This window comes from Pseudomonas chlororaphis subsp. piscium (assembly GCF_003850345.1).
Lineage (GTDB): Bacteria > Pseudomonadota > Gammaproteobacteria > Pseudomonadales > Pseudomonadaceae > Aquipseudomonas > Aquipseudomonas piscium.
This window is the reverse complement of the sequence record NZ_CP027707.1, coordinates 2,111,873-2,123,500: the sequence shown is the minus strand read 5'-3', so window position 1 is coordinate 2,123,500 and position 11,628 is coordinate 2,111,873. Positions and strand designations below refer to the sequence as shown.

General features: G+C 64.0%; 11 protein-coding genes. 6 read left to right on the top strand and 5 right to left on the bottom strand.

Annotated elements, in window-relative coordinates; genetic code table 11:
- The first annotated feature begins 21 nt into the window (after window positions 1–21).
- From ccoS to C4K38_RS09675, 5 genes are all read left to right on the top strand, one after another.
- Complete coding sequence (ccoS, locus tag C4K38_RS09695; RefSeq protein WP_025804247.1) at window positions 22–252, top strand: cbb3-type cytochrome oxidase assembly protein CcoS; 231 nt, start codon at window positions 22–24, stop codon at window positions 250–252.
- Complete coding sequence (locus tag C4K38_RS09690) at window positions 245–928, top strand: sulfite exporter TauE/SafE family protein (RefSeq protein ID WP_053278139.1); 684 nt, start codon at window positions 245–247, stop codon at window positions 926–928. Before ccoS ends, C4K38_RS09690 begins: the two co-directional genes overlap by 8 nt.
- Before the next feature lie 156 nt (window positions 929–1,084).
- The gene (gene hemN / locus C4K38_RS09685; RefSeq protein WP_053278138.1) at window positions 1,085–2,467 is read left to right on the top strand and encodes an oxygen-independent coproporphyrinogen III oxidase; all 1,383 of its coding nucleotides are present in this window, start codon (window positions 1,085–1,087) and stop codon (window positions 2,465–2,467) included.
- A 307-nt stretch (window positions 2,468–2,774) separates the two neighbouring features.
- Window positions 2,775–3,509, top strand: coding sequence for a Crp/Fnr family transcriptional regulator FnrA (gene fnrA / locus C4K38_RS09680; protein WP_009047936.1), 735 nt, complete (start codon window positions 2,775–2,777; stop codon window positions 3,507–3,509).
- A gap of 84 nt (window positions 3,510–3,593) precedes the next feature.
- Window positions 3,594–4,142, top strand: coding sequence for an adenine phosphoribosyltransferase (locus C4K38_RS09675; protein ID WP_053278137.1), 549 nt, complete (start codon window positions 3,594–3,596; stop codon window positions 4,140–4,142).
- Window positions 4,143–4,238: 96 nt separating this feature from the next.
- Here the strand turns inward: C4K38_RS09675 and C4K38_RS09670 are convergent, their stop codons facing one another.
- The 4 genes from C4K38_RS09670 to dnaX all read right to left on the bottom strand — a co-directional run bounded on the left by C4K38_RS09670 (window position 4,239) and on the right by dnaX (window position 8,931).
- Complete coding sequence (locus C4K38_RS09670) at window positions 4,239–5,387, bottom strand: acyl-CoA dehydrogenase family protein (protein WP_053278136.1); 1,149 nt, start codon at window positions 5,385–5,387, stop codon at window positions 4,239–4,241.
- Between the two features lie 133 nt (window positions 5,388–5,520).
- Window positions 5,521–6,123 (bottom strand): recombination mediator RecR, encoded by a 603-nt coding sequence (gene recR, locus C4K38_RS09665; RefSeq protein ID WP_025804252.1) that lies wholly within the window; start codon window positions 6,121–6,123, stop codon window positions 5,521–5,523.
- 294 nt (window positions 6,124–6,417) lie between these two features.
- Entirely contained in the window at window positions 6,418–6,756 is a 339-nt protein-coding gene (locus C4K38_RS09660) for a YbaB/EbfC family nucleoid-associated protein (RefSeq protein ID WP_007922383.1), read from the bottom strand.
- 66 nt (window positions 6,757–6,822) lie between these two features.
- Window positions 6,823–8,931 (bottom strand): DNA polymerase III subunit gamma/tau, encoded by a 2,109-nt coding sequence (gene dnaX, locus C4K38_RS09655; protein WP_053278135.1) that lies wholly within the window; start codon window positions 8,929–8,931, stop codon window positions 6,823–6,825.
- Window positions 8,932–9,071: 140 nt separating this feature from the next.
- Between dnaX and C4K38_RS09650 the strand changes: the two genes are divergently transcribed.
- Window positions 9,072–9,845, top strand: a complete 774-nt coding sequence (locus tag C4K38_RS09650) for a substrate-binding periplasmic protein (protein ID WP_053278134.1) — start codon at window positions 9,072–9,074, stop codon at window positions 9,843–9,845.
- A gap of 3 nt (window positions 9,846–9,848) precedes the next feature.
- Here the strand turns inward: C4K38_RS09650 and C4K38_RS09645 are convergent, their stop codons facing one another.
- Window positions 9,849–11,549 carry a putative bifunctional diguanylate cyclase/phosphodiesterase gene (locus C4K38_RS09645; protein WP_053278133.1) on the bottom strand — a complete coding sequence of 567 codons (1,701 nt, stop codon included), beginning with the start codon at window positions 11,547–11,549 and terminating at the stop codon, window positions 9,849–9,851.
- Between the last annotated feature and the right edge of the window lie 79 nt (window positions 11,550–11,628).

Sequence of the window (11,628 nt, the reverse complement as noted above, 5' to 3'; positions counted from 1 at the left end):
GCGCGGGCATGGAGCCTACCCATGCCAGCTCTCTACGTGATGATCCCGGCGGCGTTGCTGATCGTGGCCATCGCCATCTACATCTTCTTCTGGGCGGTCGACAGCGGTCAGTACGACGACCTCGACGGCCCCGCCCATAGCATTCTGTTCGACGACCAGGACCCCAAGCACACCGCCGCGGTCGACGAGGCCCAGGGCCAGCCGACGGCCGAGCAGCCGCCGCACAAAGACCAGGCGCCACCCCATGCTTGAGCTGGCGCCACTGCTGGTTTCCGCCGTGATCCTCGGCCTGCTCGGCGGTGGTCACTGCCTGGGCATGTGCGGCGGCCTGATGGGCGCCTTGACCCTGGCCATTCCCCAGGAACAACGCAGCCGGCGTTTTCGCCTGCTGCTGGCCTACAACCTGGGGCGCATCCTCAGTTACGCCACCGCGGGCCTGCTGATCGGCCTGGCCGGCTGGGCGGTGGCCAGCAGCCCGGCGGCCATGGCCATGCGTGTCCTGGCCGGCCTGCTGCTGATCGCCATGGGCCTGTACCTGGCCGGCTGGTGGAGCGGCCTGACCCGTATCGAGAGCCTCGGACGCGGCCTGTGGCGCCACATACAGCCCGTGGCCAACCGCCTGCTGCCAGTGTCGAGCCTACCGCGCGCCTTGCTGCTGGGCGCACTCTGGGGCTGGCTGCCGTGCGGCCTGGTCTACAGCACCCTGTTGTGGTCCGCCAGCCAGGGCAATGCCCTCGACAGCGCCCTGCTGATGCTGGCCTTCGGCCTGGGGACCTGGCCGGTGCTGCTGGCGACCGGCCTGGCGGCGGAACGGGTCACCGCGTTGCTGCGTCGGCGCAGCGTGCGCATGGCCGGTGGCCTGCTGGTAATCCTGTTCGGCATCTGGACCTTGCCCGGTCCACATCAGCATTGGTTGATGGGGCACTGAGGCAATCCTTCCCGATGTATTCGGCCCTTGGCAGAGACGACAAAAGGCCCGCCTGGCGGGCACCACCCACCCGCCACCCTTGATGCAAATCAAGATAGCCCGGGCGCTAACCCCCTAGACTCGCGAACACTGCCTGCCTACCGGGGGAATTCCCGCATGCTCGACGCCATTCGTTGGGACACCGATCTGATCCGCCGTTACGACCTGGCGGGACCGCGCTACACCTCCTACCCCACCGCTGTGCAATTCCACAGCCAGGTGGGCACCTTCGACCTGCTCCACGCCCTGCGCGAAAGCCGCAAGGCGCTGCGCCCGCTGTCGCTGTACGTGCACGTGCCGTTCTGCGCGAACATCTGCTACTACTGCGCCTGCAACAAGGTCATCACCAAGGACCGCGGGCGCGCCCTGCCCTACCTGCAACGCCTGGAACAGGAAATCCAGCTGATCGCCTGCCACCTCGACCCCGGGCAGAAGGTCGAGCAACTGCACTTCGGCGGCGGCACCCCGACCTTCCTCAGCCATGACGAGCTGCGGCAGTTGATGGGCCACCTGCGCCAGCACTTCAACCTGCTGGACGACGATTCGGGCGACTATGGTATCGAGATCGACCCCCGCGAAGCCGACTGGTCGACCATGGGCCTGCTGCGTGAGTTGGGTTTCAACCGGGTCAGCATCGGCTTGCAGGACCTCGACCCGGCGGTACAGCGCGCGGTCAACCGCCTGCAGAGCCTGGAAGAAACCCGCGCGGTGATCGAAGCGGCACGCACCCTGCAATTTCGTTCGATCAACATCGACCTGATCTACGGCCTGCCGAAACAGACGCCGGACAACTTCGCCCGCACCGTCGAGGAAGTCATCAACCTGCAACCGGACCGGCTCTCGGTGTTCAACTACGCCCACCTGCCGGAGCGCTTTATGCCGCAACGGCGGATCAACAGCCACGAGCTGCCGGCCCCGGCGGAAAAGCTGCAGATGCTGCAGCGCACCATTGAACAACTGACGGCCGCGGGTTACCGCTACATCGGCATGGACCATTTCGCCCTGCCCGACGACGAGCTGGCAATCGCCCAGGAAGAGTCGACCCTGCAACGCAACTTCCAGGGCTACACCACCCACGGCCACTGCGACCTGATCGGCCTGGGCGTCTCGGCTATCAGCCAGATCGGCGACCTGTACTGCCAGAACAGCAGCGACCTGACCCAGTACCAGAACCTGCTGGGCGGCGCGCAACTGGCCACCAGCCGTGGCCTGGTGTGCAATCAGGACGACCGCGTCAGACGCGCGGTGATCCAGCAGTTGATCTGCAACTTCAGCCTCGACTTCGAGGCCATCGAGCAGCAGTTCAACATCGACTTTCGAGGCTACTTCGGCGAGCTGTGGCCACAACTGCAAGCCATGGCCGAAGACGGCCTGATCAAGCTGAGCAACGAAGGCATTGAAGTGCTGCCGGCCGGGCGCCTGCTGGTGCGTTCGGTGTGCATGGTGTTCGACACGTATCTGGAGCAACAGAATCGACAGCGTTTTTCCCGGGTCATCTAGGGCCTCATGAGCCGCGACCTGACCGTTCGGCGCGGCAACTTGTCGCAGATGACAGGCAAAAACTGTCTGGAGAGACAGGACGTAAGCGAGCCTGATACTTGACGCCGAGACAATCGGCGAGTGCAAGTGACGGTCAGCGCTGGAAATACCTTGAATGGACTGCACGAGCGCATTTTCCCGGAGTGGCCTGGAGGCTACAAACGGACAGCTTTACGACTAAGCGCCAATACGCCACGGACTGGCCGGAACCTCCTCCCGTGAGTTACCCTTACGGCTTATGTGTGTTTTCCCACAAGGATTCTATTGAATGTCCGAGCCAGTAAAACTGCGCGCTCACAACCAGGCCCATTGCAAGGATTGCAGCCTGGCCCCCCTCTGCCTGCCACTTTCTCTGAATCTGGAAGACATGGATGCGCTGGACGAAATCGTTAAACGCGGCCGCCCCCTGAAAAAAGGCGAGTTCCTGTTTCGCCAGGGCGACGCATTCGACTCCGTCTATGCTGTGCGCTCCGGTGCGCTGAAGACTTTCAGTCTCAGCGACAGCGGCGAAGAACAGATCACCGGCTTCCACCTGCCCAGCGAACTGGTCGGCCTGTCCGGCATGGACACCGAGATCCACCCGGTCTCCGCCCAGGCCCTGGAAACCACGTCGGTCTGTGAAATCCCCTTCGAACGCCTCGACGAACTGGCCCTGCAGTTGCCACAACTGCGCCGCCAGCTGATGCGGGTAATGAGCCGCGAGATCCGCGACGACCAGCAGATGATGTTGTTGCTGTCGAAAAAGACCGCCGACGAGCGCATCGCCACCTTCCTGGTCAACCTGTCGGCGCGCTTCCGTGCCCGCGGCTTCTCGGCCAATCAGTTCCGCTTGAGCATGTCGCGCAACGAGATCGGTAACTATCTGGGCCTGGCGGTGGAAACCGTGTCCCGGGTGTTCACCCGCTTCCAGCAGAACGCGTTGATCGCCGCTGAAGGCAAAGAGGTGCACATTCTCGACCCGATCCAGCTGTGCGCCCTCGCCGGCGGCTCCCTGGAAGGCTGAGGCAGAGCCTCCCGACCGAGCCAAGCGGCTCGGTCGGGGCTATACTGGCGCGCTCCACTTCATGCCCGCCAGGACACCGCCACGATGGCCTTCGACTCCTTCGACATCAAATCCCTGATCCGCCCAGTCATCGACTTCCCCAAGCCCGGCGTGATCTTCCGTGACATCACCCCGCTGTTCCAGTCGCCCAAGGCCTTGCGCCTGGTCGCCGACACCTTTGCCCAGCGTTATGTCGAAGAAGACTTCACTCACATCGGCGCCATGGACGCCCGCGGCTTCCTGATCGGCTCGATCATCGCCTACCAGTTGAACAAACCGCTGATCCTGTTCCGCAAGCAAGGCAAGCTGCCGGCCGATGTGCTTGCCGAGGGTTATCAGACCGAATACGGCGAAGCCTTCCTGGAAGTGCATGCCGACAGCCTGTGCGAAGGCGATTCGGTGCTGATGTTCGATGACCTGATCGCCACCGGCGGCACCCTGATCGCCGCGGCCAACCTGGTGCGCCGCATGGGGGCAAAAGTCTACGAGGCCGCCGCCATCATCGACCTGCCGGAACTGGGCGGTTCGCAGCGCCTGCAAGACATGGGCATTCCAACCTTCTGCCTGACGCAGTTTTCGTTGAGCGAGCGGTAAATCGCTGCCATTTGGCTTGCCAGGGCCGGCGCTATCGCGAGCAATCGAGCGTCGACCGGCTGCTCCTACAGATAGCGCCCCACTCCTCTGGCAGGCCTACAGCCCCATCTGCTTACTGATGATTTCGTTCATCACTTCCCGGGTGCCGCCGCCGATGGACAGGATGCGGTTGTCGCGGTACAGCCGCTCCACCAGGCTCTCACGCATGTAGCCCAGCCCACCGAGAATCTGCACCGCATCGTGGGTGATGCGGTCGGCCGTGTCGGTGGCGAAGTTCTTGGCCATGGAGATCTCCTTGATCACACTCTGGCCCGCCGCCATCTTCGCCGCCTGGCGATAGGTGAACTCGCGGGACACCTCCAGCGCGGTCGCCATCTCCGCCAGACGATGCTTGATCACCTGGAACTTGCCGATGGGCTTGCCGAACGCCTCGCGCTCCCGGGCCCACTTCAGGCTCTCCTCCAACGCCAGCTGCGCGGTCATGTTGGCCATCAGGGCCAGCGCCAGACGCTCGCTCTGGAAGTTGCCCATGATGCAGGCGAAGCCCATGTTCTCGACGCCGATCAAGTGGCTGACCGGCACCCGGCAATCGTCGAAAAACAGCTCGGCGGTATCGGACGCCCACCAGCCCATCTTCTTCAGTTGCCGGCCGACGGTGAAGCCCGGCGTGCCCTTGTCGATCAGCAGCAGGCTGATGCCGCCGAAACCAGGCTCGCCGGTACGCACCGCCACCGTGTAGAAATCGGCGCGCACGCCACTGGTGATAAAGGTCTTGCTGCCGCTGACGCGGTAGAAATCGCCGTCACGCAGCGCCCGGGTCTGCAGATTGGCCACGTCCGAACCGCCACCGGGCTCGGTGACCGCCAGGGCGCTGATCTTCTCGCCCGCCAATACCTGCGGCACCACCCGGTCGCGGACCTCGGGGCGCGCCCATTTGACGACCGGCGGCAAACCGATGTCCAGCGAGCCCAGGCCCGCCACCAGGCCGCCGGAGCCACAGCGCATCAGCTCCTCGCTGGCGGCGATCTTGGCGAACAGATCGCCCTCATGGCTGCCACCCAGGGCCTCGGGATAGCCGATGCCCAGGATGCCGGCCGCGCCGGCCTTGAGGTAGAGTTCGCGGGGGAAGCCTTGCGCCTCCTCCCACTGATCGATGTCCGGGAGGATTTCCCGCTCGACGAAACGCCGAACGCTGTCGCGGACCAACTGATGGCTAGGGTCGAAGTATTCCTGGCAGGCAGACATCGGCAAGCTCCTCTGAAGGTTGAGGAAACTTACCTAGCGCTTGCTTGGTTTTCAAGAAGAGTCGCGTTTAAGCGATGGAACGCGGCCAGCGAGCAAGCCGTCCCCGCAGGGGCGAGCTTGCTGGCCGAAACGCTTACAGGCTGATCGGCTTGCGCCCGGCAAACGAGTGCGCCAGGGTGCCGCCGTCCACCAGCTCCAGCTCGCCGCCCAGAGGCACGCCATGGGCGATACGCGAGGTGATCAGACCCTTGTTGCTCAACAGCTGGGCAATGTAATGAGCGGTCGCCTCGCCTTCCACCGTCGGGTTGGTGGCCAGGATCACCTCGGTGAAGCTGCCTTGCTCTTCGATCCGCGCCAGCAGCTGGGGAATGCCGATGGCTTCCGGGCCCAGGCCGTCGAGAGGCGACAGGTGGCCCTTGAGCACGAAGTAACGACCGCGATAACCGGTCTGTTCCACCGCGTAGACGTCCATCGGCCCCTCGACCACGCACAACAGCGTGTCGTCACGCCGTGGATCGGCGCATTGCGGGCACAGATCGTCCTCGGTCAGGGTGCGGCACAGGCGGCAGTGGCCGACGCCCTCCATGGCCTGGCTCAGCGCCTGGGCCAGTCGCGTACCGCCGCTGCGGTCGCGCTCCAGCAGCTGCAAGGCCATGCGCTGGGCGGTTTTCTGACCCACGCCCGGCAAAGTACGCAGGGCATCGATCAGTTGGCGAATCAGGGGGCTGAAGCTCATGGGTAAAGGTCCGACAAAACGACGAGACGCGGTTTATACCCGCGCCTCCGATTAGCGTCAAATGCTCAGTCCATACAGACTACAGACTATCGTACAGCGCTCGGCGTTCGCTGTTTCTCCTCCCGCAGCCGCTGCCGCAGGCTGCAACCGCGGCCATCCAGCTAGACTCCGTCGCCTGAATGACGACCGCTCCGCGCTCGATCGCAGCCTGCGGCAGCGGCTACAGGCGCCACAAACAAAAATGCCAGGCGCGATGCCTGGCATTTTCGAGTCCGACCGATGCGCTGGCGCGAATCAGAACGGCAGTTTCATACCCGGAGGCAGTTGCATGCCAGCGGTCACGCCGGACATCTTGTCCTGGCTGTTGGCTTCGATCTTGCGCACGGCGTCGTTGACGGCGGCGGCGAACAGATCTTCCAGCACTTCGCGGTCATCTTCGCTGACGCCTTCCAGCAGGCTTGGGTCGATGCTCACACGCTTGATGTCGTGACGACCGGTCATGACCACGGTGACCATATCGCCACCCGCCTTGCCGGTGACTTCGGCGTTGGCCAGTTCTTCCTGCATCTTGGCCATCTTTTCCTGCATCTGCTGCGCCTGCTTCATCAGGCCGGCCATGCCACCTTTCATCATGGGAATCACCTCAAAGTACTTGGATAAAAACAGCGCCCGGCCTCAAGGCCCGGCGCCCTTCAGTTATTAACCCTGGCTGACCAGGGCCTCGACAGGTTCAATAGTATCGTGACGGACCACCGCGCCGAACTCCCGCACCATCTGCTGGATGAACGGATCGCCGTGGATCGACTCCTCGGCTTCCCGCTGGCGATTGGCACGACGGCGCGACGCCGCCTGGGCCGGGGTTTCCTGCTCGGGCTTGATCAGCTCGATGCTCACCGTCAGCGTGCGCTGGTGGTACTGGTTCAGGGCGTCGTTCAGACGGCGCTGCTGGGTGGCGTTGAACAGGGCGCTGTGGGCCGGGTCCAGGTGCAGCAACCAGTTGTCGCCCTCGGCGGCGATCAAGGTGCAGTTGGCGGCGATGCTCGCCGTCATCCCGGAAATCGGCAGTTTCGGGAACAGCTCCAGCCACTCCAGCGCCAGGCCGGTGGCCGGCTGGGCAGCCGGCAACGGCTCGGGTTCCGGCTCGGGATCAGCGGCGTGTTCGCTGGCCAGTTCGTCCAGGTAGCTGTAGGCCGAATCCATGTCCGGCTCGATGTAGTCTTCGTCCAGCGGCGGTTCGTCGTCCAGGTCGATACCCGGTGTCGCGGCATCGACCTCGGCAACGCTGGGCTCCGGCACCGGGGCGCTGACCCATTCCGGCGCATCCGGCACCACGCTGTCCGGGGTCGGGGTCGGCATCGGGGTCAGCTCAGGCTGTTCCGCGGCGGTCTCCAGCACGGGCTCGACGGCTGGCTGCTGCTCGACAATTGGTTCAACCGGGTCGTTCCACGGCAGGTCGACCACCTCCTCGGCGACGACAGGCGCTGCCTGCGGCGGCGTCTCGACCACCGGTTGCGGCGCAGGCGCCACGGGCGCTACAGGAGCAGGTGCGGGTACTGCGACAGGGGCAACCGCCGGAGCAGCCTCGACCACCGGTGCCGCAACCGGTGCGGGAGCAGCAACTACCGGCGCAGCAACCGCTGCGCCAGCCACGGATTGGGCGGAATCAACTGTGGCCTGGCTGATCCCCACTGGCTTTAGCGGCTGTCTCGGCGCGTCTGCCGAGTCCGCTGGCCGGAAGGCCAGCATCCGCAGCAGGACCATCTCGAAACCACCCCGCGGGTCCGGCGCCAGCGGCAGGTCGCGCCGGCCGATCAGGCCCATCTGGTAATAGAACTGCACATCTTCGGCCGGCAACGCCTGGGCCAGAGCCAGCACCCGGTCGCGGTCGCCATGCCCGTTGTCGACACCGTCCGGCAAGGCCTGGGCAATGGCCACACGGTGCAGGACGTTGAGAATCTCCGACAGCACGCCGTTCCAGTCCGGGCCTTGTTCAGCCAGGTGGCGTACGGCCTCCAGCAAGGCCTTGGCATCGCCGTTGATCAGCGCATGCAGAACGTCGTAGACCTGGCCGTGATCGAGAGTACCGAGCATCGCCCGCACATCGGCGGCCATGACCTTGCCTTCGCCGAAGGCGATGGCCTGGTCGGTGAGGCTCATGGCATCGCGCATCGACCCATCGGCGGCGCGGCCCAACAGCCACAGTGCGTCGTCTTCGAACGGCACGTTCTCGACGCCTAGCACATGGGTCAGGTGCTCGACCACCCGCTCCGGGGTCATGTTCTTCAGGGAGAACTGCAGGCAGCGCGAAAGAATCGTTGCCGGAAGTTTCTGCGGATCGGTGGTCGCCAGAATGAATTTGACGTAGGGCGGCGGCTCTTCCAGGGTCTTCAACAAGGCGTTGAACGAGTGGCTGGACAGCATGTGCACTTCGTCGATCAGGTAGACCTTGAAGCGCCCGCGGCTCGGCGCGTACTGCACGTTGTCCAGCAGCTCGCGGGTGTCCTCGACCTTGGTCCGGCTCGCGGCGTCGATCTCGATCAGGTCGACGAAGCGCCCTTCGTCGATCTCGCGGCATACCGAGCAGGTGCCACAGGGCGTGGAAGTGATACCTGTTTCACAGTTCAGGCATTTGGCAATGATCCGCGCGATGGTGGTCTTGCCCACCCCGCGGGTGCCGGTAAACAGATAGGCATGGTGCAGCCGCTGGCTGTCCAAGGCATTGATCAGAGCCTTGAGCACATGGGTCTGGCCGACCATTTCGCGGAACGAGCGCGGACGCCATTTACGTGCAAGAACCTGATAACTCATCGAAAACCGTCGCGACTGGGAAGCGGAAGCCCGTAATGCTAGCGGAGCAAGGGCGAAATTGCATCCGGTGCGCTCGTCTAATCTGGCTAAGCTGCTCTTTGTAAGGCTCGTCAGTGGCCTTTTTCCTGCATGGAGACTCTATGCGTTTAGCCTTGGGCGCCTTTTTGCTGGTTGCCATGGAGGGTTTTGCCGCAGAACCGGCCCTGCGCTTTTCGATCGCCGACAGTTGGGCCATGCCCGTGGTACAGATCGAACGCGGCCGTCCCACCCAGGGCATTCTCCACGACATGATGGCCAGCCTCGCCACCCAGGTCGGCAACCCGGCCGAATTCCACGTCCTGGCCCGGGCCCGCGTGCAGGCGGCCATGGACCACAAGGAAATCGATATCCGCTGCTATGCCGCCCAGTCCTGGCTGCCCAACCCGTCCGGCGATTACGTCTGGAGTATCCCGCTGTTCATCCAGCGCGACCTGCTGATCAGCCGCGAGCAGCCCACGCTCCCGGTCACTCCCAAGGAGCTACCGACGCAACCCATCGGCACCGTCCTCAGCTATGTCTACCCTTCCCTGCAACCCTTGTTCGACAGCCGCCAGTTGATCCGCGACGACGCGCGCAATCAGGAACAGGTGCTGCAAAAACTCTGGGCCGGCCGCTACCGCTATGCGGTGAGCAACCAATGGACGCTGGACTGGTTCAATCAGACCCTGCCGCCCGAGCAGCAACTGCACGGCGTGGCCGTCCTGCAGGAACAGGCGGTCGGCTGCGTCATCCGCAACGATCCGGCACTGCCGGTACAGCGAGTGCTGCGCACCTTGTTGCGGATGAAAATGTCAGGAGAGATCGACGACATCATCGGCCTGTACACCGGCCACAGGCCGACCGAGAGCGCTCCGCAGAGCTATGAGACACCGTAGGCGTCAACCGGCCTCGTCCTGCGGGCACCATTCCAGCGGCGGCAAGAAGGTCGCCACCCAGCCCGGCACCTCGCTGGCCGGCATGGGCGGGGCGATGAAATAGCCTTGCGCCACGTCACAGCCCAGCGACATCAGCAACTCGCCGTGCTCCAGGGTTTCCAGGCCTTCGGCCACCACCTGCCGGTCAAACGCCCGGGCCAGGCCGATCAAGGCCTGGGTCAGCGCCAGATCGCCCTTGTCGTGCAGCATGTCGCTCACGAACATGCGGTCGATCTTGATGGTCTGGGTGCGCAAGCGCTTGAGGTAGCTCAGCGACGAATGCCCGGTGCCGAAATCCCCCAGGGAGAACTGCACCCCCATCGCCTGGCAGGCTTCGAGGCAAGCGCTGACGTGCTGGATATTCTCCACCGCCACCGCCTCGACGATTTCCAGGTCCAGCAACTGCGGGGCAATCTGCGGATGGCGCTCGAGCACCGCCTTGAGCCGGTCAACAAAATCCGCCCGCTGGAAATGCCGGGCGGCGATATTGATGCTGATCGGCCAGCGCTGTCCGGCCAGTTGCCACTGCCGCAACTGGGCCATGACCTGCTCCATCACCCACTCGCCGATATCGACGATCAGGTCGGTCTCCTCCACCAGCGGCAGGAACTCCCGAGGCGCGACCATGCCCCGCTGCGGATGCTGCCAACGCAGCAACGCCTCGAAACCCACCACCTCGCCGCTGCGCATATTGACCTTGGGCTGAAAGTGCAGGCACAGCTCGCCGGCCGCCAGCGCCTGCCGGACCCGCTCCACGGTCTGATGGGTGGCCTTGACCTCGCGGTCCCGCGATACATCGAACAGGTGAAAGCGATTGCGCCCGCTCTGCTTGGCCACGTACATCGCCTGGTCGGCATGGCGCAGCAAGGTGTCGGCATCGTCGTTGTCGGCGGGGAACAGCGTCACGCCGATGCTGGCGCAGACGTTGATCTCCTTGTCCTGGATCAGATAGGGCGTGGAGATCACTCCCAGTACCCGGTGCAGCGCCGCCCGCAACTCACGAATGTCACGCACATGGCGCAGGATCAGCACGAACTCGTCCCCGGCCAGGCGCGCCACCACGTCTTCGCCGCGAATGATCGAGCGCAGGCGTGCCGCGACCTCCACCAACAACAAGTCGCCGCTGGCGTGCCCATAGCCATCGTTGACCGCCTTGAAGCCGTCGAGATCGAGCATGCACACCGCCAGTGCAATGTTCTCTTTGCGCGAGTAATCCAGCGCCTGGTTGAGCAGATCGGAAAGGAAGGAACGGTTGGGCAAACCGGTCAGCACATCGTGGCCGACACGCCATTGCAGGGAGTGCAGCAAGCGCCGTTTTTCACTGATATCGAAACGAATTGCCACATACCGCTGGACCCGGCCAGTGGCCTCATCGAGCAAGGGCACAACGGTGCTGTCGACCCAATACAAGGTCCCGTCCTTGGCCCGGTTGCAGATCTCGCCCTTCCAGACCTGGCCCAGGGCAATGGTGCGCCACATGTTGCTGAAAAATTCGGGGGAGTGCAGGCCGGAGCCGAGGATCCGGTGATTGGAACCCAGCAGCTCTTCGCGGCTGTAGCCGGAAATCGAACAGAACTGGTCGTTGACGTAAGTGATCCGGCCGGTCAGGTCGGTCTCGGAAAAAATAGCGGCTGCATCCACGGCCCTGCGGTATTTCTCATCCATGAGTCTGGCTCACTGTCGCTAGCGGTTAAACCGCTCGACCAAGGCACGAGGCCCGGAAGAGATGTTTGGGCGTTCATCC

Bases quoted from the DNA above. Each gene is read 5' to 3' on its own strand.
- C4K38_RS09690 (WP_053278139.1), top strand. From the start codon at position 245: ATGCTTGAGCTGGCGCCACTGCTGGTTTCCGCCGTGATCCTCGGCCTG.
- C4K38_RS09650 (WP_053278134.1), top strand. From the start codon at position 9,072: ATGCGTTTAGCCTTGGGCGCCTTTTTGCTGGTTGCCATGGAGGGTTTT.
- recR (WP_025804252.1), bottom strand. From the start codon at position 6,123: ATGAGCTTCAGCCCCCTGATTCGCCAACTGATCGATGCCCTGCGTACT.
- hemN (WP_053278138.1), top strand. From the start codon at position 1,085: ATGCTCGACGCCATTCGTTGGGACACCGATCTGATCCGCCGTTACGAC.
- C4K38_RS09670 (WP_053278136.1), bottom strand. From the start codon at position 5,387: ATGTCTGCCTGCCAGGAATACTTCGACCCTAGCCATCAGTTGGTCCGC.
- C4K38_RS09675 (WP_053278137.1), top strand. From the start codon at position 3,594: ATGGCCTTCGACTCCTTCGACATCAAATCCCTGATCCGCCCAGTCATC.
- C4K38_RS09645 (WP_053278133.1), bottom strand. From the start codon at position 11,549: ATGGATGAGAAATACCGCAGGGCCGTGGATGCAGCCGCTATTTTTTCC.
- ccoS (WP_025804247.1), top strand. From the start codon at position 22: ATGCCAGCTCTCTACGTGATGATCCCGGCGGCGTTGCTGATCGTGGCC.
- dnaX (WP_053278135.1), bottom strand. From the start codon at position 8,931: ATGAGTTATCAGGTTCTTGCACGTAAATGGCGTCCGCGCTCGTTCCGC.
- fnrA (WP_009047936.1), top strand. From the start codon at position 2,775: ATGTCCGAGCCAGTAAAACTGCGCGCTCACAACCAGGCCCATTGCAAG.
- C4K38_RS09660 (WP_007922383.1), bottom strand. From the start codon at position 6,756: ATGATGAAAGGTGGCATGGCCGGCCTGATGAAGCAGGCGCAGCAGATG.